This window comes from Vibrio sp. MMH1-50 (assembly GCF_022347645.1).
Lineage (GTDB): Bacteria > Pseudomonadota > Gammaproteobacteria > Enterobacterales > Vibrionaceae > Vibrio > Vibrio harveyi.
The window spans coordinates 58,340-83,091 of the sequence record NZ_JAKRGG010000005.1; the positions used below are offsets into that span (position 1 = coordinate 58,340).

25 protein-coding genes and 2 tRNA genes are annotated in these 24,752 nt (G+C 44.0%); 15 read left to right on the plus strand and 12 right to left on the minus strand.

The window, feature by feature from the left end; translation table 11 throughout:
• The first annotated feature begins 95 nt into the window (after positions 1-95).
• From MHO32_RS05765 to MHO32_RS05780, 4 genes are all read left to right on the plus strand, one after another.
• On the plus strand, positions 96-434 hold the full coding sequence (locus tag MHO32_RS05765) for a hypothetical protein (RefSeq protein WP_009697431.1): 339 nt from the start codon (positions 96-98) through the stop codon (positions 432-434).
• A 179-nt stretch (positions 435-613) separates the two neighbouring features.
• A tRNA-Val gene (locus MHO32_RS05770) sits at positions 614-690 on the plus strand.
• Between the two features lie 46 nt (positions 691-736).
• Positions 737-813: transfer RNA gene (locus MHO32_RS05775), tRNA-Val, on the plus strand.
• Positions 814-1,647: 834 nt separating this feature from the next.
• Positions 1,648-2,118, plus strand: a complete 471-nt coding sequence (locus tag MHO32_RS05780; RefSeq protein WP_029791034.1) for a hypothetical protein — start codon at positions 1,648-1,650, stop codon at positions 2,116-2,118.
• Positions 2,119-2,228: 110 nt separating this feature from the next.
• Here MHO32_RS05780 and MHO32_RS05785 read toward each other — a convergent pair whose 3' ends face one another.
• Together MHO32_RS05785 and MHO32_RS05790 are read right to left on the minus strand one after the other, a co-directional pair.
• Positions 2,229-2,951: a peptidase gene (locus MHO32_RS05785; RefSeq protein WP_017190268.1), complete on the minus strand. Its 723-nt coding sequence runs from the start codon at positions 2,949-2,951 to the stop codon at positions 2,229-2,231.
• Between the two features lie 107 nt (positions 2,952-3,058).
• On the minus strand, positions 3,059-3,391 hold the full coding sequence (locus MHO32_RS05790; RefSeq protein WP_005445462.1) for a YceK/YidQ family lipoprotein: 333 nt from the start codon (positions 3,389-3,391) through the stop codon (positions 3,059-3,061).
• A gap of 290 nt (positions 3,392-3,681) precedes the next feature.
• Between MHO32_RS05790 and MHO32_RS05795 the strand changes: the two genes are divergently transcribed.
• Positions 3,682-4,062: a hypothetical protein gene (locus MHO32_RS05795; RefSeq protein WP_017190266.1), complete on the plus strand. Its 381-nt coding sequence runs from the start codon at positions 3,682-3,684 to the stop codon at positions 4,060-4,062.
• A 95-nt stretch (positions 4,063-4,157) separates the two neighbouring features.
• Entirely contained in the window at positions 4,158-4,586 is a 429-nt protein-coding gene (locus MHO32_RS05800) for a nucleotide triphosphate diphosphatase NUDT15 (RefSeq protein WP_005445461.1), read from the plus strand.
• Between the two features lie 125 nt (positions 4,587-4,711).
• On the opposite strand, the gene MHO32_RS05805 is transcribed toward MHO32_RS05800, so the two are convergent.
• Complete coding sequence (locus MHO32_RS05805; RefSeq protein ID WP_005445460.1) at positions 4,712-5,077, minus strand: cupin domain-containing protein; 366 nt, start codon at positions 5,075-5,077, stop codon at positions 4,712-4,714.
• A 112-nt stretch (positions 5,078-5,189) separates the two neighbouring features.
• Positions 5,190-6,299: a major royal jelly family protein gene (locus tag MHO32_RS05810; RefSeq protein ID WP_239210885.1), complete on the minus strand. Its 1,110-nt coding sequence runs from the start codon at positions 6,297-6,299 to the stop codon at positions 5,190-5,192.
• Positions 6,300-6,680: 381 nt separating this feature from the next.
• Between MHO32_RS05810 and MHO32_RS05815 the strand changes: the two genes are divergently transcribed.
• A complete protein-coding gene (locus tag MHO32_RS05815; protein WP_009697438.1) occupies positions 6,681-8,315 on the plus strand; it encodes an ABC transporter substrate-binding protein in 1,635 nt (544 codons plus the stop codon).
• Between the two features lie 105 nt (positions 8,316-8,420).
• On the opposite strand, the gene MHO32_RS05820 is transcribed toward MHO32_RS05815, so the two are convergent.
• Positions 8,421-9,218 (minus strand): DoxX family protein, encoded by a 798-nt coding sequence (locus MHO32_RS05820; RefSeq protein WP_047516903.1) that lies wholly within the window; start codon positions 9,216-9,218, stop codon positions 8,421-8,423.
• 615 nt (positions 9,219-9,833) lie between these two features.
• Here MHO32_RS05820 and MHO32_RS05825 point away from each other — a divergent pair.
• On the plus strand, positions 9,834-10,577 hold the full coding sequence (locus MHO32_RS05825; protein WP_239210888.1) for a hypothetical protein: 744 nt from the start codon (positions 9,834-9,836) through the stop codon (positions 10,575-10,577).
• 121 nt (positions 10,578-10,698) lie between these two features.
• On the opposite strand, the gene MHO32_RS05830 is transcribed toward MHO32_RS05825, so the two are convergent.
• Positions 10,699-11,058 (minus strand): hypothetical protein, encoded by a 360-nt coding sequence (locus MHO32_RS05830; protein ID WP_005445454.1) that lies wholly within the window; start codon positions 11,056-11,058, stop codon positions 10,699-10,701.
• 556 nt (positions 11,059-11,614) lie between these two features.
• Here MHO32_RS05830 and MHO32_RS05835 point away from each other — a divergent pair.
• Entirely contained in the window at positions 11,615-11,884 is a 270-nt protein-coding gene (locus MHO32_RS05835; RefSeq protein WP_005445453.1) for a hypothetical protein, read from the plus strand.
• An 81-nt stretch (positions 11,885-11,965) separates the two neighbouring features.
• Here the strand turns inward: MHO32_RS05835 and MHO32_RS05840 are convergent, their stop codons facing one another.
• The 6 genes from MHO32_RS05840 to citS form a co-directional block, all read right to left on the minus strand.
• Positions 11,966-12,646 (minus strand): response regulator, encoded by a 681-nt coding sequence (locus MHO32_RS05840; RefSeq protein ID WP_005445452.1) that lies wholly within the window; start codon positions 12,644-12,646, stop codon positions 11,966-11,968.
• Positions 12,633-14,288 (minus strand): ATP-binding protein, encoded by a 1,656-nt coding sequence (locus MHO32_RS05845; protein ID WP_005445451.1) that lies wholly within the window; start codon positions 14,286-14,288, stop codon positions 12,633-12,635. Before MHO32_RS05845 ends, MHO32_RS05840 begins: the two co-directional genes overlap by 14 nt.
• Before the next feature lie 112 nt (positions 14,289-14,400).
• The gene (locus MHO32_RS05850; RefSeq protein WP_239210890.1) at positions 14,401-15,702 is read right to left on the minus strand and encodes a sodium ion-translocating decarboxylase subunit beta; all 1,302 of its coding nucleotides are present in this window, start codon (positions 15,700-15,702) and stop codon (positions 14,401-14,403) included.
• Positions 15,703-15,717: 15 nt separating this feature from the next.
• On the minus strand, positions 15,718-17,529 hold the full coding sequence (gene oadA, locus MHO32_RS05855; RefSeq protein WP_239210892.1) for a sodium-extruding oxaloacetate decarboxylase subunit alpha: 1,812 nt from the start codon (positions 17,527-17,529) through the stop codon (positions 15,718-15,720).
• Positions 17,530-17,540: 11 nt separating this feature from the next.
• Positions 17,541-17,792 (minus strand): OadG family protein, encoded by a 252-nt coding sequence (locus MHO32_RS05860; RefSeq protein ID WP_005445447.1) that lies wholly within the window; start codon positions 17,790-17,792, stop codon positions 17,541-17,543.
• Between the two features lie 68 nt (positions 17,793-17,860).
• Positions 17,861-19,204 (minus strand): citrate/sodium symporter CitS, encoded by a 1,344-nt coding sequence (citS, locus tag MHO32_RS05865; protein WP_017190260.1) that lies wholly within the window; start codon positions 19,202-19,204, stop codon positions 17,861-17,863.
• Positions 19,205-19,474: 270 nt separating this feature from the next.
• On the opposite strand from citS, the gene citC reads away from it, so the two are divergent.
• The 6 genes from citC to citG are packed head-to-tail and all read left to right on the plus strand — an operon-like array spanning position 19,475 to position 24,737.
• A complete protein-coding gene (gene citC / locus MHO32_RS05870) occupies positions 19,475-20,527 on the plus strand; it encodes a [citrate (pro-3S)-lyase] ligase (RefSeq protein ID WP_443088416.1) in 1,053 nt (350 codons plus the stop codon).
• Between the two features lie 41 nt (positions 20,528-20,568).
• Entirely contained in the window at positions 20,569-20,865 is a 297-nt protein-coding gene (citD, locus tag MHO32_RS05875) for a citrate lyase acyl carrier protein (protein ID WP_017818060.1), read from the plus strand.
• A complete protein-coding gene (gene citE, locus MHO32_RS05880) occupies positions 20,862-21,737 on the plus strand; it encodes a citrate (pro-3S)-lyase subunit beta (RefSeq protein WP_021452683.1) in 876 nt (291 codons plus the stop codon). The genes citD and citE overlap by 4 nt, the downstream gene beginning before the upstream one ends.
• 18 nt (positions 21,738-21,755) lie before the next feature.
• A complete protein-coding gene (citF, locus tag MHO32_RS05885) occupies positions 21,756-23,264 on the plus strand; it encodes a citrate lyase subunit alpha (RefSeq protein ID WP_370623142.1) in 1,509 nt (502 codons plus the stop codon).
• Positions 23,261-23,797 carry a citrate lyase holo-[acyl-carrier protein] synthase gene (gene citX / locus MHO32_RS05890; RefSeq protein WP_239210894.1) on the plus strand — a complete coding sequence of 179 codons (537 nt, stop codon included), beginning with the start codon at positions 23,261-23,263 and terminating at the stop codon, positions 23,795-23,797. The genes citF and citX overlap by 4 nt, the downstream gene beginning before the upstream one ends.
• Positions 23,778-24,737: a triphosphoribosyl-dephospho-CoA synthase CitG gene (gene citG, locus MHO32_RS05895; RefSeq protein ID WP_239210895.1), complete on the plus strand. Its 960-nt coding sequence runs from the start codon at positions 23,778-23,780 to the stop codon at positions 24,735-24,737. The genes citX and citG overlap by 20 nt, the downstream gene beginning before the upstream one ends.
• The last annotated feature ends 15 nt before the right edge of the window (positions 24,738-24,752 follow it).

A 24,752-nucleotide genomic window follows, 5' to 3' on the forward strand; every position in this document is an offset into this window, starting at 1 on the left:
TTTTTTGTTTTACCGTTGAACAAAGAAGAGCACTTCGCAGCATCCATTCTGGTAGCTCCTATACTTTGATAAAGAAAGAAGAATAGGGAAGCGTTATGCGATATGGATGGATTCTTTCAGCACTACTGCTCACGTTCAGTAGCCATGCACAGCAGTCACTCAAACCACTTGAATGCCAATTAACAGATACACCTCAGGATCACTTCTTGTTTTATCGTGAACAGATGGTTTACCACAGTGAGCAGTTTGCGATTTTTCAAAATTTCAAAGGGCGAGTCAGTACTCAAGTGGATCTCAAAACGGGCAAGTTGATACGTACGACGTTTATTGGTGAACCATTTGAGCCTAAATACCAAATTTTGTTTGGTGATTGTCCAAACGTATCGCAAGTTTTGCAAATTTGGATGCTCAGTGAAGTGCCTTACGACAATTAGGTCAAACAACAAAAGTTAAGTAGATCACACTTTTAACACCGTTCAGGTCGAGCCTTGACGATAAAATCATCTGAAAACGGGTGTTGAGTTTAGATTTTCGCCAAACGATTCAAAGTTAGTGAATTTATGCTTGCACCCCCAATGGGATATAGCTAATATCCTTCTCGTTCTTAAGGAATGGGTCCGTAGCTCAGTTGGTTAGAGTACTACCTTGACATGGTAGGGGTCGGCGATTCGAGTTCGCCCGGACCCACCACTCCTTAAAGCCATGCTAAAACCAAAGTATGCCGAACATAAAATTTGGGTCCGTAGCTCAGTTGGTTAGAGTACTACCTTGACATGGTAGGGGTCGGCGATTCGAGTTCGCCCGGACCCACCAAATTTAAAGAAGCGCCCACCTTTTTAGGTGGGCTTTTCTTTACCTGAAATTTGTCAAATCGCGCTAATTTCCCTCTAAGGCACAGCTCTCCGCTATTCGATGTTCAGGTACGTGATTCATCGAGTGTCCTGACGTACGCAACTTTCACATGCCATCCCGCCTTTTATCCAAACAACAAAACGAGCAATAGAACGATTGAACTTAGGATGAGTAGTATTCGCCAAATTGGCTTGGTTTCAGAAACGTCTGAACCGTTGTGATGACACATGCCCATAAGAAATCCCCTTTCTCATTACCTGATAAAGAAAGGCTAGGGCTTCACCCAAGGTAAAGGTCAAGCGGAGGTGAACGGTTTACCTCCACAATCGCTCAAGCTTATTTTGCGGTAATTGGAATATTCAATAATAAATCTGGAAATTATCAATTATTTCAATGTCATAAGGGTAGTAAACCGTTATTTCTCAAGTTTGAATGGATACAGTTTTTTAATGTTGATTCGCAACGTGTGGCATTTTTGAGTAGTTTTGAATGATATACCCAAGTAACCTCGAGATGCTTGGGTCAGCGAGAATGACTTGGTTTGTAGACGCGGCGGCGATTTGAAGGCTTAGTGGGTCTAAATCAAGAATCGGCAACAAAGTATACAAACAAAGGCCCTTACTATTTGCAAAGAGGGCCCTCTGGGAGCGTGTCATTGACCCGATTGCTACGTCAAACAACTTGGAAAGAGCGTGCTATTCCGCTTCGTTGTTTTCCTTGCACTCGAATCAATGACAACGCTCTGAATCCAGCATCTTGAAGTCACTTGGGTATATGTTCAATATAGAGATCATTATGAAGTTAATTCCCTATAATAGGTTTCAAATCGATACGTTCTTGTCTGCACCTGAAGTTTTAAAGCGAATACAAGAAAACACATCAGAACGAGCTTTTTTCAAGCCTAGTTCCTCTTCAGCATTTTGTGGAAAGGTAGACGAAACGGGCTTCGATCTTGTGGGAAACATTCGTTACAGAAATTCATTTTTACCTGTCATGAAGGGAAAGGTAGAGGCGAATAAAGATGGTACTCGGGTGAGCGTCTCCATGCGGTTAAACTTGTTTGTGATGGGTTTTATGCTGTTCTGGCTTGCCGTTACCGGAGGTGCCGGTATTTACATTCTTCTGAGTGTTGATACTTTTAGCTTACCTTTGCTCATACCACTCGGTATGTTTTTGTTTGGAATCGCGTTGACTTGTGGTGGTTTTTGGTTTGAAGCACTAAGACAAGAACGTAAGCTGAGACAGATTATTTCTACCTGGCAATAGAGGTTTGAAGCGTATCTCGCAGCTAGGCTTGATTGAATGCACTATCAAGCCTAGATATCTCTTATTCTCGGGTTTTCCCGGTGCTATTTTTCAGGGCTTTAGCGAGAAGTTTATTCGACTTCGACTATAAAAACTTTTCCAAATTTTTTGAGTTGTTCGAGTTCCCAAGGTGGCTGTTTAACAAAAACATTTTTCACTCCAAGTTTCGAATAATCGTTTGGGTTATAGGTCCAACCGGAGTAATCCGAATCGGAAAAACTATCGTAGCGGGGAGATTGACCAAGGGTTGTTATTTCTTGTTTTACTTTGATTTTTTTGAAGAACGAATCTTCTTTTTCCTTAGTTTTGCCAATATACGTTTGCATTTCATGTAAGACTTTTTGAATTTCTTCTTCCCTTTGTCTTTTGGGTAAGTCCTTAAATGAAGCCTCAATATCTGAGGTATCAAACTCCTGACTGCTTAAGCCTCCGTGAAAACCGATAATTGCTTTGTTTGATATATATTTGTTTTTGCCTGCGGTAAATACATAGTTTGCACAAGAGGAAAGGCAATAGTCGTTGACTTCAATATCTATTTTATTTGCAAAAACCCATTCACCTAAGGCCATTCCCAGCTCCACATCACCGCCGTCACTTGAGATCACAAGAGTGGTTGGTTTCACTGCCGCATCAGCATAGATTTCCACAACAGCGTCGTTTGCTTCGGAGGTTAATGTACCGGTGTAGTGAATCGAGTCACCCACAAGTGTAACGTTGGTTGTTTCTGCGCTGTAAACGGGCGCTCCCGGCAGCAATAGAAAAGGGAGAACCATTTTTGTTAACTTAACACACATAAATTTACCTGATTAATGAACCGCATTAATAGACATGTTTATCTGCGTCTGGTTCCTTATGTGTAGGGCTTTTATAAAAATGCTAGCTGTCGAGTTAACAACAAACTTTAGATCATGCTATGTGTGCCACAGCCTTGTGTTAATGCAAATCGATAGTCCGTCGTTGGCGTAAACACCATTGCTAAATCAACCGGAAGAAAGACGACATCTGCTGCTAAAGAGAGCGGGATGTCGATGAAAGTCAAAGGGTAAAAGACATAGTCGACCACCGAGTCGTTTCTAAAAGCGCAAGGTTGGGACGCGACTGCCAGTGTTGTTCCTGAAAACGGCGCTCCATACCCTCCCACAAGGTGAGTATCCAAAGAAGAACAACCCATCATTGAAGTGGTAAGCGTAAGAAGTAATGCAGTTCGTAGTTTCTTAAAGTTATTGTTTTTCATTTTCATTTTCATTTAAATATTTTATAAACATAAACGTTGAAATTGAATCTATAGCCCAAAAGAATGAATTGCGAGTAGATATTCTTTTTTGTGTTCAATAATATGCGCTACGCAACAAGGTTTAGAGTGTTTAGGTACATGGTGGCGTTTAAGAGAGAGGGAAATGAAAGGTTTCGCTCTTAGATTGTCATCGTTCTCCACAGACCTCCCTAGAAATGTGTAATGTGGCAATTTAATCAACGATTGACGTCGCGATACCACTTACGTTTCAACTTAATTTAGGAATAACTATGTTTACTGATTTTTTCATACAGAAAAATAGAAAAGCGGGAGAAAAACATGTTCCTAACTCGTTCCCTAAACATAAATTAGTCCTCAACTTAGTAGTCGGCGTCTTTCTGGTGGTGTATGGCGCTTATGGCATCTATTCCGGCGAGTTATATGTGTTTTTAGGAAGGCGTACAGAGGTAACGCTACACGGTGATGCCATATACATCGCTTTTGCTGCCTTTATACTTGGCTGTATTTACTGTTTGGTAGAAATCATCGACCATTTCGATAAGCGAGATAACGAAGAAATCTACATACGCATTAGGGCAGGTTGCCAAGCATTTGGACTGTTGATTTTTGGTTTTGCATTGATACAAAACAGCGTTATGGCAGGCGCTTAGGCAACATTACTTGTTGTAGCAGGATGCTTTTCTATCGGTATTAAATACATAGCAAAGTATTGCGGCGTTATGCAGTAATTAAAAAGGGGATTAGATTGGATAAAGCAGTAAGAGTAGGTGTCGCGGCAGTGATTGTGCGCGAAGGACGAGTGCTACTTGGTGAACGTATTGGCTCACACGGGGCTCATACTTGGGCTACACCCGGAGGACACCTTGAATGGGGTGAATCTATTGAAGATTGTGCTAAACGCGAAACACTCGAAGAAACCGGCTTAGTTGTTGGGTCTTTTAAGAAGTTGAGCTTCACGAATGATGTTTTCGAGAAAGAGGGTAAGCACTATGTCACTTTGTTTGTTGCTGCTTCATGTGAGGTCGGAGAGCCTCAGGTCGCTGAACCGGAGAAGTGTAAGCAATGGAAATGGTTTGACTTAGACAAGCTTCCGGAGCCTCTGTTTTTGCCTTTAGAGAATTTGCTAAAAGCACAAACCGAACTAGATGTGCTTTTCCAAGCTAGCGCTGAATAGAGAGCCGTAGCGTTGCCCCTTTGGTAAAAGCTGGTTTAGTTTTGAGCTCTAGACCAGCTTTGATACTAATCCCTAAGTAACCTCAAAGTGCAGGGATATAATGACTAGTGGTTAATTTTATCGCGCTATATCCACTCTTGTTCTTCAACCGATACGGTAATATCGCTTTTCAGCTCACCAGTATGCGCCGTTGTGGATGGCTCAATCATCATGAAGTGAGTGTCTGGCTCAGCGACAGGGCAGTGCTCGACACCTTTCGGTACAACAAACATTTCACCCGGCTTTAGTACCACTTCTTGCTCTGGTAATTTCAGCGTCAGTTCACCCTTAAAGACGATAAATAGTTCATCTTCGTTGTCATGTTTATGCCAAACTAATTCGCCAGAGCCTTTTGCGATTTTAACTAGCTGACCGTTCGATTCAGCTAATATTTTGGGTGTCCACTGCTCTGAAAAAAGCCCAAATTTCTCATTAATGTTGATCTTCTTCATTGATGATAACTCCTTGAATTTTTGGGATTGAAACGCTTTTTATCTCCTTCGACGTTATGTCGCTACTGACCGTATGTAAAGAGAAACATTGTTCACACGTAATAGATGACTGTTAAGGTTGATATTTGAAGCGATACAGGGTGTAAGGCGCCTTTGCATTACCGAGACCTTGACTGAATGCTGGGTGCTGATGAAGCTGGTCTTGGGTGACATAAATGTAATCGCCGCTGACTGCCATACTGTCCGGCCAAGATAGCTTTTTGTCTTGAATAAGTGTCTGATATTTCCCTTTGGTTACCAAACCAACACCACTATGTTCGAGATCGGTCGCTAAAATGCCACCCCCTGGCGCATACGCAATGCCATCGCTGGGTCTTTTTGGTCCATATACTTCGATTTTATTCTGCAGCTTACTATCTGTGTTATTTGCATTTTCTAGGGCTGAAGTCGGAACTCGATAGATTTTTGTGCCAGTAAATGCGCCAAAGTAGAGCCATTCGTTATTGTCATCAATAGCGATTGGGTTTAACCCAAAACGTAAGTGGTTCGTGGCACCTTGTTCTGTTTTCGATGCCAATAGAGAAGCTTCGATGACTATATCTCTGTCTTCTGGCATAAGCTGGGGCGCATTTTCTAATACACGTGTCGACTGACCCGTTTTTAAATCTACCACGACAATAGCGGGTTTCGTTGCCCCAATGAAGTTGCCAAAGGTCATGTCAGCGATGTAGATCTTCGCGTGCTTTTCATCGATGGCAAAATCTTGCAGGAACGAGTTGTCTCTTAGTGCAGATGAGTTAATTGTAATTTGGTTGCTCAACTTATTTTTAGACGTGTCCCACGAGACCAATTGTGCTGGTGAGGTTTCGCTGCCCATATCGAGCATCCAGACCGTACCTTTGCTGTCGGAGTGAACGCCAATAACCGCACTTAAGCCTACATCGCCGACCTCTGGTCCGTCTGACCAGTCCATGGTTGGGAAGGGTCTTTTAGTACCATTCGCCATCACTTCGACGACTCGATATTTGGGATTGTCCAAAGGGTGCATGCTTACGATCAAGCGACCTTCGGGTGTTACGGTGACACCTGCGCCGCGGTAATCGTTAAATTGTGTCACGGCTTCTAGAGAACCGATTTCCGCAGCGTAAGTTAAATGGGGTGCCACCGCTGAAATTGCGGCAGCAGCAGTGAAGAGGCTGGTAGTTAAAAGATGCTTTTTCATTTTATTTCCATTTTGAAATGAACAGTTTGATGTATGGATTTTGGCGACTCGAATGAGATGTTGAGCGTCTCATTCAGTGCGTATTGAAATCCTAGCCTCGGAATAGTCCATTAAAAACAGTTCTTTATTTGATTTATTTTCTAATAATTTTTGATAATCCGTGAGTGCAAAGCTCAAAGCTCAAAGCTCAAAGCTCAAAGCTCAAAGCTCAAAGCTCCAACGTGACTATTTTATTGAATCTAATTAGCAAGAGATAAGTTGTGGTGATGAAGTGATGTAAAGCGTCTGATTTTGTGAATAATTATTATCTTTTGAAGAGAGATATTGTAGTGAATAGTGGTTGTTAATAAAAAGTTTCACAGCAAACAAGCAGGCACAACAATGTTCATTAATAACAATACTAAAATTACACTTCTTATCAGTACCAGTATCATCGGCTATGCCGTTACTCAACCTGCGTTCGCCGCGAACGTGCCAGACGGAGTAAAGCTGGCTAAAAAGCAGGAGTTTGTTCGAGGTAATGGCACCGAAGTCGCGACCATTGATCCACAAAAGTCCGAGGGCGTTCCAGAATCTAATGTGATTCGCGATTTACTGGAAGGCTTAGTAACGCAAGATGCCGATGGTAAAACCATCCCTGGCGTCGCGGAGTCTTGGGAAACAACGGACAATCGCACCTTCGTTTTTCATTTACGACACAACGCAGAATGGTCTAATGGTGACCCGGTTACGGCGCAAGATTTTGTTTATAGCTTCCGTCGAGTCGTAGACCCAAAAACTGCGTCACCTTACGCTTGGTATCTTTCTTCGACCAAAATGAAAAACGCGCAAGACATCATAGAAGGCAAGAAAGACATCAGTCAGTTAGGTGTCCAAGCGCTTGATGACTATACCCTTAAGGTCGAGCTCGATGCTGAAGTACCATACTTTGTTAAGATGCTCGCTCATACCACCATGATGCCAGTCCATAAAGCAACGGTAGAGAAGTGGGGAGATAAGTGGACCAAGCCAGAACACTTTGTGGGGAATGGTGCATATGTGCCAGACCGATGGGTGGTCAACGAGCGTCTCGTGCTTAAGCGAAATCCAAAGTATTGGGATGATGTACACACCGTCATTAACAAAGTGACTTATCTGCCTATTGAAGATCAGGTGTCAGAAATGAACCGCTTCTTGTCAGGTGAGATTCAAATGACTAACGAAGTGCCAAACGAACACTTCCGTCGACTTCAAAAAGAGTACCCTGAGGACTTGTCGATAAAAGGCAATCTATGTAGCTACTACTATCAGTTCAATACTCAACGTGCACCGTTTGATGATGTTCGAGTACGTAAAGCGCTGTCTTATGCGATTGACCGAGACATTATTACCAAAGCCATCCTCGGGCAGGGACAAAAGCCTGCGTACTTCCTGACGCCAGAAATCACGGCCGGATTTTCCCCTCAGTTGCCTGAATACGGCAAACTCACTCAAAAGCAGCGTAATGAAAAAGCAAAAGCACTGCTTAAAGAGGCGGGCTATGACAAACAACATCCTCTAGATATTAACCTGCTGTACAACACATCAGAAAACCACAAGAAACTCGCCGTTGCCATTTCATCAATGTGGAAGAAAACACTGGGCGTGACAGTTCACTTAGAAAACCAAGAGTGGAAATCTTATTTAGCCAGTCGTGATGAAGGGAACTTTGATGTTACGCGCGCCGCGTGGTGTGGGGATTACAACGAAGCATCAACCTTCCTGACTTTGATGATCGGCTCTAACGTCAATGGCGGAGTTCACTATAAGAGCAAAGCGTACGATGACATCATAGAAAAAGCGTTGAACTCGACCTCAGAAGAAGAGCGAACCAAGCTTTACTACGCGGCAGAAACTCAGATGGCGAAAGACATGCCATTAGCGCCTATCTATCAGTACGTAACGACTCGTTTGGTTTCTCCACTTCTCGGTGGTTATCCGAAAGGCAACGCTGAGGATAAGATCTACACCAAAGATCTGTACATCAAAGCGAAATAAGCTTATTGCTAGATAAGAGTTTGAGTTTCGTGAGATTTGCGAAACTCAAACTCTCTTTTTTGGACGGGGGAAATCGGCAAGGGTGGCTAAGCTGAGAAAACCAGCTTAAGCGCGAACTCGACGAAGCATGCTATCTAGAGATAACGCCCCTTGATTGTGCAGGAACAAGAATGGGTACAATGCCATTGCCCAGAAGAAAGGAAATTCCCATCCGCCGCCCGGCAGTGCCCACGTATATCCTGTGAAGAAGTGACCCGAGAAGAGCTCCGCTGCAATTAAATACGCAATTGCCCACAAAACGCCGATGCGTGTAAACAATCCCCAGCCAATCAATAGCGCCACGGAAATTTCCGTTATACCACCTACGTAGATCATTAAGTCAGTGAACCAAGGACCGACCGTATCAAAGCCAGCAACCTGCCCAAAGTAACCTCGCATTCCATTGTGTATCTGGGTTCCTGCAAACAGTTTTTCCGTCCCGTGGGTTAAGAAGTTCAATCCGAGAAATAGGCGTATACAGGTAAGGGCAAATTCGTTTGGGCTTTCTTTGTATATCTCTTTCGCAATGCCGATGAACTGAACAAGCAACGGGATCAACGATAAGGCGGTTAACCACCCAACCAATGAAATGTCATTTTGATCACCGATACGAATGATGATTATGGTTGGAGCAATGGTCATCAAAAATGACAGTCTGTTGCGATTTCTCAGAGCGAAAACAAGGATAGGTGTCAATACGCCAAAGCATAGAAGGGATGTGGTTAGCCACACATCATTGTAGGTATTGAGTTTAAACACGATCGCTGCCAGTGACGCTAAAGACGTTATTTGTAACCCGACCCACGTGTTGTTTTTATTGTTCATTGATAGTTTCTCCATCTCGTGACCAGTAAGAGCAGTCATCCTGTCCTCATCAGGTTTATGAATTTGTAGTGAGTGTCTGAACAATAAAATACGCCTTATTAACTCTCTGATAATTAGGGAATAAGTGAAATCATTCTTTGGCTGAGATGAACAATACACAGACAAAGCGAGTGACAGCTGCAAGACAGCGAGTAATTAAGGTGGAAGAGAGGAGAGGCAGAACGTGAAGCCGATGTTAATAAGTATCCTTCAATTCAACACGTTGTCGACTATTGATAAAAACTGACTTTTATTACTTAATTTCGGTAAACAGGGAATCAATGACAATGCTCTGAACCCTGCATCTTGAAGTCACTTGAGTATATGTCATTCATATATTCAATTAGATTCTGTGCTTAACTATATTTATGTCTTATGTGTCAATGGGGTAAATATATTTCCCTGCAATTAATGTTTGAACCTGATCGCATAACTATCTGATATCTATTATCTTGTGAGATCAAACTGTGCTTTTATGAATCAATTGGAGAAGATATAACGAATTGTCTTCTCGTGTCTTTATTTCCTCATGAAAAGACTAAGCAAAAAAGATGTAAAGTGTCTCTTTTTGCTGTTTTTCTGCGGCTTAATCGTAATATAAAACGAGAACAGTTTATGAAGCGTCAGTATATTCTTGTTGGTTTGTCAGTAATATTGTCAGGCTGTGCATCACAACAATTGGTGGTTCCAACCGCGAGTAAAGTCATCATTGTTGGTGATACTTTGGTTTATGATGGTGTCATTTCTGGCGGTGATGTTTTAAAAGCAATTCGGTTAGTAAAATCTAGCGATAAGAAGATTAAAAAGCTCAGAATTACCAGTCCTGGAGGCGAGATTGATACCGGTATCGAGTTTGGGTACTTTGTAAAAGAAAATAACCTTGATGTGGAAGTCAGCCGTCTATGTTTTTCAGCATGCGCAAACTATGTCTTAACGGCTGCCAATAGTATTACCATTAAAAAGGATGCCTTGATAGGGTGGCACGGTGGTGCGTTACAATCTGATGAACTGTGGAAGCAAACCATTCCAAACGGTTATTGGAATCAATATGAAGGTTACCTCAACCATCTGAGGGTCAAAGAAAAGGCGTACTTTAATTACATCAATGTCGACCCATATATCACGGTTTATGGTCAGATAAGAGACAGAAGTTGCCAAAAAAACAAGCTCACAGAAGGTTGGTACTACTCACTTAACGACCTTAAACAAATGGGAGTGAAAAACGTTGATCTACAAGGCGGAAAGCTAATGAACAGTGTGGAGTACGAAAACTCAGACATCACGTCTTGTTTGATGCCGGACGTTTACATTAACAAAATGGCTCCTAGCTCTAGCTCTAGCTCTAGCTCTAGTTCCTAGCCGTTAATCCTTTCGATACCACGTCTCTTAAATCAATATTCGTCTAAACATCATCAAGATGAAGGCTTGCCACGGTAAGCCTTCATTTCTGTTGCGGCTAGGATAACGACTAGCTTTCGTATCAGTTAGAAATATAGTGCTTTTTGTATAATCGCTTTGAAGTACCAGAGAACTTTATGTGCTCTGTTTTTCTTGTTGCATAATCAAGAATAATATTGGGATGCACACTTACGTGAAAATATTCGGGAATATTGATCGCTCGATAATAAATGTCATCCCGATATTTATTTTCTTCTATCAAACCACAATCGATTAGCTTGTTGAGCATGCTAAATGCAGAGAATATATCGATCCTCGTAAGTAATGATATTTCTTTTGCTGTTTTTCCTTGCTCGGGGAAATCAAGCATCCGACACATAATAAGGTCTTGCAGCATTCTTGTTGCAATCGCATTAAGCTCTTCTTTACTTAGTTTTTCCATGGCTATCAGGCACCTTTTGATGAAAAGTTGAACTTGATGTTTTTATGGAAACATATTGTTACATTTGTGTCAATAAGCCATTCTCTATGTTTTATTTACCATAGATATAACACTGATTGGATTTTGCTTTATTTATTTTTATTGAACTAAATTTCACTTGTTATTATTTGAATCTTAGTTTTTGCATATCGACAAACTCATTGTTGATATTATTGTTTTTAGTGGTCTTTTTTGAAATCAACATTTGAATATGCTTTGTTTTTAATGAGTGTTCTATACCCAAGTAACCTCGATATGCTAGGTTCAGCGAGAATGACTTGGTTTGTAGACGCGGCGGCGATTTAAAGATCTAGTCATTCTAAATCAAGAAGCGGCAACAAAGTATACAAGCCAAGGCCCTTATATTTGCAAAGAGTGCCCTTTGGGAGCGTAAAGAGAATAAAAACCATAGAAGTTAAATCATGCATTAAATCTGCGCTTTTCTTTGAACGCGCTTAGAAACTCAAACTCAATGATCCGGTGTAATGCTTCTGTCTACTAAACAAATGGTATGAGTATGATAGTAAGTAAGATATCTGATGAGCTAATTACGGAAAAAGCAAAACTAGAGTGGCTAGCGTATTGGCGTCACTTCAGCACCGTTAAGCATCGCCTTTGCTGCGAAGCCAACTGTACCGCAGAGCATGATTATGGTGTTCTGGTTAGAAAAGACGGGGAAGAGCGTAAGGTTTTCGTGGTGCCATTATGCAAGGCGCACAGTGATAATCTTGAACGATTGGAAGTCTCCGACGGCACAGAAATTATCTCCGCGGATCTGACCTTGTGATTTACGTTGTTGCTTCAACGACGTTTAGGGAACGCTTTGAATCGTAGGGTTTCAAAGCGTTCTTCCTAAGCAAGGGGGAGGTTACATTTTCTTTTGATAAACCCTTTCAGGGCGACCAACTTTACCATGTTGAATCACAGCAAGTAGAAACCCTTTTGCGGCTAAAAACTCAAGATAACGTCTTGCTGTTGTTTTGCTGATGCCGACTTCATTGCCTAGAGACTCTGCCGTGTAAATAATTTCGCCATCATCAAAGGCATTCGTGACTTTATCGAGCGTGAGCTCATCGATCCCCTTGGGTAAGGCTTGCATGTGTGATGATTTGGATTGAAAGTTAAACAGCTCGTCGACGTGGCGTTGATTGATATTGTCATTTGCTTTTAACGAACTGGTGTACTTCAGATAGCGCTCTAAAGAATCGGTTAAGCGATCATAAGAGATCGGTTTTAGCAGATAGTCGAACACGCCACACCTTACGCCTTCTCTTACTGTTTCCATGTCATTGGCGGCGGTGATAAAAATAACATCTGGTGACTGCTTGGCAGCGGTTATGTCTTTCAATAAATCGATGCCTTTGCCGTCAGGCAAGTAGTTATCCAATAAGACCAGTTTTGGCTTCAGTAACTGAATCATCTTTCTGGCTTCAGCGATACTTTTTGCAATTCCGATAGGTCTGAAACGTTGTGTTTGCTGAAGATAGTAAGAATGAAAGTCCGCGATATTGGATTCATCTTCTACTATCAAAACGTCATAAATTTCCATCTTTCAAACTCTCGTTAGGAATAAATAAAGAAAAGATTGTTCCGGTTGGTTCGGCATCGTCGACGAGGATTGCACCGCCAGCGTTATTGACAAGCTGGTGGACTAAATACAAGCCAATACCGTGTCCCGGTTGCGATTTGCTGGTGATCCCTTTATCAAATAGGGATTCTGCGATTTCATCGGGTATTCCAGTGCCATTGTCAGCAACCTCGACCACCAATTCCGTTTCGTTGGCGTCTGAAATTAGTATCGAGATGCATTTGTTGCTGTCAGGGTTTTTCAACGTTGCTTCATAAGCATTGTCGAGTAGGTTACCTATGATGGCGGCTAACTCATCATCAGTAAGTTTGGTTGGTGTACCGCTCAGGTGGCAGTACGGATCAAAATGGAGAGCGAGACCAAGTTCTTTTGCTCGGCTGTATTTGCCTAATAACAGACCCGCAATCACTTTGGAGTTGAACGTACGAGAAATGAAATCAATCAGCTTTTGATGTGTTTCTGTTTCTTGCCTTATGGCACTGAGCGCCTCTTCGTACGCGCCGATTTGAATCAGCCCACTGACTGTAGAAAGCTTATTTGCGTATTCGTGGCTCAATACTCGTAAATTGTCGGTTTGCTGCTGAACTTGGTTAAGTTGTGATGTAAGCGTGCTTAAATCATTGCGCGGTCTGAAGCTGATGACCCAGCCAGAGTGTTGATTGTCTTCCCAAATCTTTACACGAGTCGCGACCAAGGTTTCGCCATTACAGGTAATCACTTGATGCTGTCTCTGTGACTCCTCCGCGTCTTCTGCCATCTTTGCTCCCAAGAAAAAGTCAGCAGGGGTGACGTATTCGTTGACCATTCGACCTTGGAGGTGGGATAGATTACGCGCAATTCCTAGAATCTTAAGTCCCCTCTGGTTTGCCGACAAAATACGACCTTGTTTGTCGACCGCAATAATGCCTTCGTAAACCGCTTCAAATACCGAGTTTTGCACGCGGAGGGAGAGGGCGATCTCTTCCGGTTCCATACCATACATCTGACTTTTGATATGACGGGAGAAGAACCAAGCGCCTAAAGATGAGCAAACTAGAATGATCAATAAGGCAAAGAAAAACGGCGTGGAGTAGAGGAGCAGTAAATTACTAACGGTATCCAGTAAATAGCCTACTGAAACAACACCAATGATCTCGCCAGTTGAGGAAATAATGGGGGATTTCCCACGTATCGCAAAACCTAAGCTGCCTTCTCGTATTGAGTAGTAGTGCAATCCTTGTTGAAGGGCTCGTATGTTGTCTCCACCTTGCATCGGGTAGCCAACTTTTTTGATGTCTGGATGCGCTAAGCGAATGCCTTTACTATCGCCGACGACGATGAAGTTGGCATCGGAAATCCCTTGTAGGCGCTTAATTTGTTTTTGCACCCGCGCTGTATCTCGTAAAGAGACAGCTTCGATCAGTTGAGGGTCGCTGGCAATTTCACGAGCTTGTATGACTGCGCGCGCACTGACCTGGTGGTTTAACGTATCAGAAAGGATGTGGTGGAAATAGCCACCGATAAGGAGTAATTGAAACGAAACAACCACAAAAAGCAGCGCCCATACACGCTGTCTAAAAGAGAGGTTACGGCAGAGGTAGTCGTGAAATGTTCGGTCTGGCATGAATGGTAAGCTTCTTATTGATTGAAGGGTAAATTATCAAATGAAACAAGGAAGAGACCTGATCGAGATCTATTGAAGATAGTCAATCGAGCCTCGTTCCTTGTGTAACTGTCTAACCGATCACATATTTGATCATCACGCCTGCTGCAACCGCCGAGCCAATAACGCCGGCTACGTTTGGTCCCATCGCGTGCATTAGTAGGAAATTCTGTGCATTTGCTTCTAGACCCACTTTGTTTGACACCCTTGCTGCCATCGGAACCGCAGAGACACCCGCAGAGCCAATCAGTGGATTCACTTTTTCACTCGCGAAACGGTTCATTAGTTTTGCCATCAATACGCCTGCCATTGTACCAATACAAAACGCGACGATGCCAAGTGCGAGAATACCGATGGTTTGCGGCTGTAAGAACTTATCGGCAACCAATTTGGAACCCACAGAAAGACCCAAAAAGATGGTGACGACGTTGATCAACGCGTTTTGAGCAGTATCCGATAAACGTTCAACTACGCCACATTCACGCATTAAGTTACCAAAGCAGAACATACCTAGTAGCGGTGTCGCCGAAGGAAGCAACATGGCAATCAGAATCAACAGGAGCAAAGGGAAGCATATCTTTTCTAACTTGCTCACTTTACGCAATTGCTGCATCGTGATTTGGCGTTCTGATTCTGTGGTTAGCGCGCGCATGATTGGCGGCTGAATCAAAGGTACAAGTGCCATATAAGAGTAAGCTGCTACAGCGATAGCACCCAGTAATTCTGGTGCGAGCAGACTAGATACGTAAATTGCTGTTGGACCATCTGCGCCACCAATGATGCCCACAGCAGCGGCTTGTGCGACACTGAAATCCATCAAGCCCATAGAGCTCAAACCCAAAGCGCCGAGCACAGTTGCGAAGATACCAAACTGAGCTGCCGCACCAAGAAGCAAGGTTTTAGGGTTGGCTAACAATGGACCAAAGTCCGTCATTGCGCCTACGCCCATGAATATCACCAAAGGACCAGCGCCAGATGCAATTGCAATGCTGTAAAATAGGTACAGCATGCCATCTGAGTATTGATACTCTTCTGCGAGTAAGTGGATATTGACAAGTTGAGTTGGTGTCGCCGTTGCAAGTGCCGTTTTTACTTCGGCAGCGGAGTCCGTCGCAATGTTCAACACAGAGCCAAATGCTGACATTACCTCTGGTTTGGCAGCATGGAGCGCGTTTTCTACCGCAGACAAGGCTAAGCCTGCATCAGGTAGGTTAGCAAGAATCCCACCAAAACCGATTGGCACCAACAACAAAGGCTCGAACTGTTTAACAATGGCGAGATAAAGCAAAATCAAGCCAACAATAAGCATGATGGCTTGTCCCCATTCGAGGTGGAACAAACCAAAGTCATTCACTAACGCTAAGACATTTTCCATGTGACTAATGCCTCGTTACGCCAGTTGAAGTAAAGGTTCGCCTACATCGACCGCGTCGCCTTCAGACACATCAATGCTGGCGATTTTTCCGGAACGTGGTGCGCGAACTTCTGTTTCCATCTTCATCGCTTCAAGAATCAGCAGCACATCGCCTTCTTCAACTTCATCACCAGGCTTGGTGTGGATCTTCCAAATGTTACCCGCAAGTGGGGCGTTCATCGGCTCGGTATCTTGAGCGGTTGTCACTGGCTTTGATGGTGCAGGTTGGGGGGCTGACACGGCTTGAATATCGCCACCTGCGTCAACCTGAACGACATAGCTTTGGTTGTTGACGGTAATGGTGTAAACACCGCTTTCTGAGGTAGCGTTCATGGTTTGTTTCTCTGGTTTGGTCTTATTTTTTGCTTGGGCTGTTGCTCTTGCTGCTTCATTGCAAGGTGCGGGTTCAAAAGCGTCTGGGTTGTTGCGGTTTTCTAGGAACTTCCAACCCACTTGTGGGAAAAGCGCGATAGTAAGTACATCGTCAATAGCGCTGCCGGAGAGCGGAATGTTTTGCGCTTTTGCTTGAGTGGTCACTTCTGTGGTCAGGTGCTCCAGTTCTGGCTCCAACTTATCGGCAGGGCGGCAAGTAATTGGTTCTGAACCTTCCAACACACGCTGTTGCAGTTCCGTGTCGACAGGGGCAGGCGTTTTGCCGTACTCGCCTCTCAAGACACCAGCGGTTTCTTTGGTAATGGTTTTGTAGCGCTCACCCATAAGGACATTGATGACAGACTGTGTGCCGACAATTTGCGACGTTGGCGTGACAAGCGGCAGATACCCCAGCTCTTTTCTGACTTTCGGGATCTCTTCTAACACCGCATCAAGCTTGTCTGCGGCGTTTTGCTGTTTCAACTGACTTTCCATGTTGGTCAACATTCCACCAGGGACTTGCGCCACGATTATGCGAGAGTCTGAGCCTTTTAACTGACCTTCAAAAGCGGCGTATTTTTTACGTACTTCTCTAAAGTATGCAGCGACAGCTTCCAGCGCTGAAATGTCCAAACCTGTGTCGTATTCAGTGTTTTGAAGTGATGCAACCAGAGATTCTGTTGCTGGGTGACCGTAAGTACCGCTCATGGAAGAAATTGCTGTGTCCACACGATCAACACCAGCTTCAATGGCTTTCATTAACGTCATATCAGCCATGCCAGCGGTCGAGTGGCAATGCAGGTGAAGGTCGACATCCACTTGCTGTTTTAATGTTGAAACCAGCTCACTGGCTAAGGTTGGCGTCAGGATGCCCGCCATGTCTTTGATTGCGATCGAATCAACGCCAAGTTCACCCAATTGTTGTGCGATGTCGACCCAGGTTTGTAGGTTATGAACAGGGCTAGTGGTGTAACAGAGTGTACCTTGAGCGTGTGCGCCTTGTTTTTTCACCGCAGCAATCGCTTGTTGCATGTTTCGTGGATCGTTCATCGCATCAAATACACGGAATACATCCATGCCGTTTACCACGGAGCGCTCAATGAACTTATCAACGACGTCGTCAGCGTAATGGCGATAACCTAATAGATTTTGACCTCGAAGCAACATTTGCAACGGCGTTTTTGGCATCGCTTTTTTGAGCTCTCGCAGTCTTTCCCAAGGATCTTCCCCTAGAAAACGAATGCAACTATCAAACGTAGCGCCACCCCAACACTCAAGTGACCAATAGCCGATGTCATCCAACTGTTGGGCGATTGGCAGCATATCGTCGATGCGTAAACGGGTGGCAAATAACGACTGGTGGGCATCACGTAATACAACGTCAGTGATACCAATGCGTTTAGTAGACTCAGACATTCGAATTCCTCTTATAGCGAGCTTTGTTTGATTTTTTGATGATGAATAGCGGCAGCAATCACAGCGACGAGTTGGTTATCATCGTTTGATGGTTTGGCAGCACACACTTTCTTTTGCGGAGGGGGAGTTGGTTCGACATGAAAGCGCCCCAAAAAGCGAGACATGGCTTTGACAGCAAAGACCAAGAAAACAAGAAAAGTGAAGACAAAACCCATACCCAGTGTCATGAGGTTTAAGCCTTCGGCAAATAAATTAACTTCCATTAATATCTCCCATTGGACAAAACAAAGAGCAAAGGAAGACTTTGCTCTTTGACAAAATAAGAAGGGGATTAACCGCCCAACATGCCAAACACGACACTTGCGATGACTAGTACAATACCGCCACCAAGACGAGATGAGATTTGCGCGTAAGACAGCAAGCTCATGCGGTTTGACGCAGCAAGAACTTCAAGGTCACCAGAGCCACCACGGTTTGCCATACATAGACCAGCAGTGATTGAAGACTCGATTGGGTAAAAGCCCATTAACCAACCACCGACAGAGGCACCAATGATTGCGCCAGCAACGATCAGTGTTGCGATTATTAAGTTCGTGAAGGTTAGTGCATTCATGATTTCGCCAAGGTCGGTATAAGCGATACCAACGCCCACCATGAGCACCCAAAGCAATTGTTTTGAGAAGAATGAAGACAAACGTTTTGCGCCTTCTTTCACTTCTTCAGAGCAGATACCACAGGCGTTAACAATCGCAACGATGATGACCATGTAAGCGAAAGTGTGGATTTTTACGTCACCAAAACCTGGCAGTATTTCTTTAGAAAGGGCGGATGAGAAGGTGTAAATACATGCCGCCATCATCAAGCCAATCGCGATTTCACGGGGAGTGATTTTTGGAGCTTCGCTCTCTTCAACATCGAAATTAGACTTACGCAATAGCTCGCCATTACCAGTCAAAGACGGTACTTTTTCACCGATGCTGTTTAGAACGGCTGCTGCGACAATCGCTACGATGTTAGCGATGGTTAAAATTGCAATTGCAACCGAGTAGTACTGTTCTTTCGAGCCACCCGTGACTGACTCATAGATTTCAGAAAGTGGAATCGCACCTGCACCGTTACCACCACCCATGATAGGCAGTACGTAAAGCATCATGATTTTGTCGATAGAAATGCCAAACATCATTCCGCCAAGAATGCCGAGAATTGAAGCACCTGCAACGGCTGCAAGAATGGTCGGAATGTAACCAACTAATGATTTAAGCAGTAGCTTACGGTTAACCGCCAAAATCGAGCCAGTAATCAGAACGGCAATGAACAAGTCGAGGAAATCGGTCTTCTTCATGACTGCAGTGACAGTGTCAATCTCGTTTTGGGTTAATAAACCTGCATGAACAAACCAAGCTGCGACAAGGAAGATCATAACAGGCGCACCGCCAATGTATTTGTTAAAAATAGGCAGGCGTTTACCCAGTTCGCCAAATAGCGCACCAACAACAAACATAAAACCAAAACCGCCGACAATATTATCAGGGATGGTGTCTGTCATATGTGCAATTAACATGACCGCGAACATAAATGCATATAGCGGTAATGGTAAGCCAAAGATTCGGACTTGAGATAATAAGTCTAATCCCGGGCTTCTTGTTTCAGTTATTGAAAGGGTCTTTTCGTTCATCATTATTATTCCGTGTTGATTTAACATGGCGTAATTTAAATTTGAATGAAAAACCTAACTGTGAGTGTGATCATTTTACTTTGTGGAATATATACACACTTATGAATTTAAAGTTTTTAATTATCCAATCACTTAATTTACAGATAGTTAAGTAATTAAATTCATTAAATTCATAAATGACGTTTAGTAGAAGAAAATAGTCGATACGGATCATCATTTTTCAAATTCAAGTGACGCATGATGGCGGCAACACGAAAGAGGATGATGATCATGTTTGACACCTACGCATTTAGTCGAGTGAACCGAAATCAATACGAGAAGTTTGGTACTATTACCGAGTTTCTAACTTGTTATGATTTGGATGTTGACGCTGATGTAGAGCGATTTGTGGTGGCGAAGTCTCAAGGTCAAATCATTGCTTGCGGCGGTCTTGCTGGCGCAACACTAAAATCTATTGCGATTGATCCTGCCTTGCAAGGTACTGGATTTTCTCTGCGATTAATGACTGAGTTGACCACGATGGCTTATGAAATGGGGCGCTTTGATCTGTTCTTGTTTACCAAGCCTCAGAATATGCAAAGGTTTCGTGAATCTGGCTTTTTCCCCATTTCTTTTGCAGACGATAAATTAGTCTTGATGGAAAATAGTCAGACCAATTTAAGAAACTTTGTACGTTCATTAAGAAAGAAAAAGAAAGACGGTGATAAAATAGGCAGCATTGTGATGAATGCAAACCCGTTTACTTTAGGGCATCAATACTTAATTGAAACGGCGGCGTCACAATGTGATTGGCTACATTTATTTGTCGTCAGCGAAGAAGGTAAAGGTTTTTCTTATCACGATCGTTTGAACATGATTGAAAGTGGCACTAAACATATTCCTAATCTTACGATTCATCATGGTTCAAAATATATAATATCTAAAGCAACGTTTCCTACTTACTTTATTAAAGAGAAGCGATTGATTGATTATTGTCATACCGCTATTGATCTAAATTTATATCGTCAGCATATTGCGCCAGCATTAGGCATTACACACCGATTTGTTGGGACGGAGCCAGACTGTGTTGTGACTCATTATTACAACCAACAAATGAAACACAGATTAACCACCAAGGATCTCCACGGCGCACCAATCAGCGTTATTGAAATAGAGCGTAAGTGTGCGTCAGGCACCACGATTTCAGCGTCAACGGTGCGAAAACTCTTGCAGAAAGGGCAATTGGATCAACTGGTTCACTTTTTACCCTCAACCTCTATCGACTACCTACAAAGGCACACGGACGCTTTACCGTGTCTTACCCAAGAAACAGTGGCTGCTTAACAGCCCAATTAATTTTTAACCAAGGTGTTAAAGGTCTTTCAATGAAAATAATAAAACCCGCTTTTGCAGGGACGCTGGAATCCAGTGACTTGCAAGTTCGTATCTCACCCAATCCAGAAGGTGACATCGACATTTCTCTTGATAGCACAGTGAAAAAGCAGTTTGGCAAAGCCATTGAAGCGTTGATTCATGATGTGCTCAATTCGATGGGCGTGACTTCCGCAACGTTAGAAGTGGAAGACAAAGGCGCACTAGATTGTGTGATTAAAGCTCGCGTTCAGGCTGCAGTCATGCGCGCGGCAGACAGCAATGACATTCAATGGAGCAAATTATCATGAGTAAGTTACGCCGTAGCATGTTGTTTGTTCCAGGGGCAAACGCCGCCATGTTAAGTAATACCTTCATTTATCAACCTGATGCGATCATGTTTGATTTGGAAGACTCTGTGGCGCTGAGAGAAAAAGACACCGCCCGCATGTTGGTGTTTAACGCGCTGCAACATCCTCTGTATCAAGAGATTGAAACAGTAGTCCGTGTGAACCCACTAGAGTCTGAGTTTGGTTTGAAAGATCTGCATGCCGTTGTGCGTGCGGGCGTCAATGTGGTTCGTCTACCAAAAACAGACAGTGCCGAAGACGTGCAAGAAATGGAGCGCTGCATTGAAGACATCGAACGTGTATGTGGTAGAGAAGTTGGCAGCACCAAAATGATGGCGGCAATCGAAAGTGCGCAAGGTGTGAATAACGCCATCGAAATTGCTCAATCGTCTTCGCGTTTAATTGGTATTGCACTGGGTGCTGAAGATTATGTCAGGGACTTAAAAACGCAACGTAGCCCAGAAGGGACAGAGTTGCTGTTCGCCCGTTGTTCTATTCTGCAAGCTGCACGTGCTGCGGGCATTATGGCGTTCGATACCGTTTATTCCGACGCTAATAACGAGCGAGGATTCCTCAATGAAGCGGAACACATTAAGTCGTTAGGTTTCGACGGAAAATCGCTGATTAACCCAAGGCAAATCGAGCTACTTCACAACGTATTTGCACCGACTCAAAAAGAGGTGGATTACGCGATTCAAGTTATCGAGGCAGCAGAAGAAGCGCAAGAGCAAGGGCTTGGTGTGGTTTCACTTAACGGAAAAATGGTCGATGGACCAATTATCGAGAGAGCTCGTTGGACGTTACAAAAAGCGCAATCTGGAATTAAAGAGTAGGGCACGAACATGAAACAAATGGAATCCATCAAACCAGCATTGCTGCCAGAGACGTTGTCACTGTTTTCAGAGGCAAATGCGTTAACGCCTCATCTCAACGACTCAAACTCTAAAAAGTCGAGAAAGCTAAAGTCAGATCTGCGTTCTGCCATTTTAGACTCTGGGCTTAAAGACGGTATGACGATCTCTTTCCACCACGCGTTCCGAGGTGGTGATAAGGTGGTTAACTTGGTGTTAGATACTATCGCCCAGATGGGATATAAAGATCTGACACTGGCTTCAAGCTCTTTAACGGGTATTCATTCGCCGGTTGTTGAGCACATAAAAAACGGCGTAGTGAGTAAGATTTACACATCAGGTATTCGCGGTGAGCTTGGTGAAGCCATTTCTCATGGTTTGCTTAAAGAGCCTGTACATATTCACTCCCATGGAGGACGCGTGCACTTGATTAAATCAGGCGAGCTAAACATCGATGTGGCGTTCATCGGTGTGCCTTGTTGCGATGAGTTTGGCAATGCAAATGGCATGAACGGCAAATCTCGCTGCGGCTCTTTGGGTTACGCCAAAATCGATGCTCAACACGCGCGTAAAGTCGTCATGCTTACTGAATCTATCGTCGGTTATCCAAATCACCCTGCATCAATCACACAAGATTTGGTGGATGCCGTAGTCGAAGTCGAAGAAGTCGGTGATGCGAGCAAAATTGGTGGCGGTGAAACGCGTCTTACCAGTAACCCACGTGAACTGCTTATTGCAAAGCGTGCTGCCGATGTGATTATTAATTCTGGTTACTTTAAGCAAGACTTTAGCTTACAAACTGGGTCTGGTGGTGCGTCGCTTGCCGTCACACGTTTTCTAGAAAATAGCATGGAAAAACGAGGCATTACTGCTGAGTTTGGGCTGGGTGGCATTACCTCAACCATGGTCTCTATGCACGAGAAAGGGCTGATCCGAAATCTAATCGACGTGCAGTGTTTTGACTCTGGTGCAGCGGACTCACTTGCTCGAAACCCAAACCATATTGAAATCTCAGCGAATGAATACGCTAACCCATCTTCCAAAGGCGCAGTGGTTGATCGTCTAGACGTGGTCATTCTCAGCGCGCTTGAAATTGATGTGAACTTCAATGTCAACGTTATCACCGGTTCTGATGGTGTGATTCGTGGCGCGTCTGGTGGTCACTGCGATGCAGCGGCAGGTGCAAACCTTGCCGTGATTGTGGCTCCGCTCGTGCGTGGTCGTATTCCAACTGTCGTAGAGCAAGTGCTAAACGTGGTAACGCCGGGTCAATCGATAGATGTGTTGGTGACTGACCATGGTATTGCCGTAAATCCTCGACGCCCAGAAGTAAAAGAGCGTTTGTTGAACGCAGGACTGCCTGTGCTTGATATGGAAGCCTTGGTTGCGAGAGCGCAATCATTAACGGGCAAAGCGGAACCAATTGAATATGACGATCAAGTGGTGGGTTATGTACGTTATCGCGATGGTTCTGTGATTGATGTCATCAGAAAGGTTAAATCTGAATGAGCATTCGCTATGGGCTGAAAGTTGGTCTCGATGATGTCTTGAGCAACAAAGAAGCTCGTGTGAAACGACAAGGTGAGTGGTTAAAACGCTACTCCCTTCCTTTGCTGTCGTTTACCGTCAATATGCCAGGTCCGCAGAAAATGACGGAGTGCACGGAGCGAATCTTTGAACAGGGTGTGCAAGCGATTCAAGCCACTTGTCTCGAAAAAGGCTGGTCAATGGCAGGACGTCAATTGCTGCGACAAGTCACAGGTCCAGAGGCAATTTTTGCGGTCCAAGCACCGAATGCCATGGCGCTCAAACGAGACATGATTGAGATAGAGAATAACCATCGTCTCGGTCGGTTAATGGATTTAGATGTGATCGATGTCGATGGAAAGATCATCTCAAGAAAAGGGCAAGGGATGACTCGAAGAAAATGCCTTATTTGCGAACAAGATGCCGTGATTTGCGCGCGCTCGCGTAAACATGATCTTCAAACCTTGGTTTCTCACATAGAGTCGATGGTGTGTTATGACGAATGTTGCTCTTAAACTGTTGCTCGACCAAAATATCGAGCGTGTTCCAAGCGTTGCGCATCGCTCTGCTGTAAAGGTGAATCTGTTCTCTTTGGTTTCTGAGTTAGCGTATCACGCGATGCTGGTGGAAGTGCACTTGTCCCCAAAACCGGGGCTTGTTGACCTTATTAGCAACGGTGCTCACTCAGATATGAATGTGCCGCTGTTTGAAGCCAGCGCGAGTGCAATTCGTCCTTTTCTCAATGGCTTTCTTAACGCTGGTCTTGCGCATTCAACGCACTCGGCAGAGACATTACTGGATGTGTTGCGTCCGGTTGGAATTCAAGCTGAACGCGCAATGTTTGCCGCGACTGGTGGTGTGAATACGCACAAAGGGATGATCTTTGGACTTGGACTGGTATGTGGCGCGATCGGCTGGTTAAAAGGCAAAGGCATTGCGGTCGATTCTTTGCACATTAGCCAAGTTATCAAGCGCAGCTGTGCGTTAATGGTATTTCAAGAACTGAAAAATACCGACTCTAAAACGGAAACTCATGGTGAGCGGCTGTATCGAGAATTTGGTTTAACTGGAGCGAGAGGTGAGGCGGCGTCTGGCTATCAAACGATCATGACTTACAGTTTGCCTGCATACCAACAAGCGCTGTATGAAGGCGCGTCCGCAGAACAAGCATTATGGCAAGTGTTGCTCACGCTAATGGGGCACAATCAAGATACCAACGTGGTATCTCGTGGTGGGATGCATGGTTTGCGTTATGTGCAGAACATAGCATCGAAGCTTATTGAGAGTGGTGGTTGGCATAATCCAAACCTCGAAGAGCAGCTACTGGATTTTGACCGCCAGCTTATTGAAAAAAACCTTAGTCCGGGCGGCAGTGCAGATTTGCTCGCGCTGACTTGGTTGCTGGCAGAAATTGATGATTTGACGAGACATATCATCGCGAATAACGACGAATAATTAGGAACAAGTAAA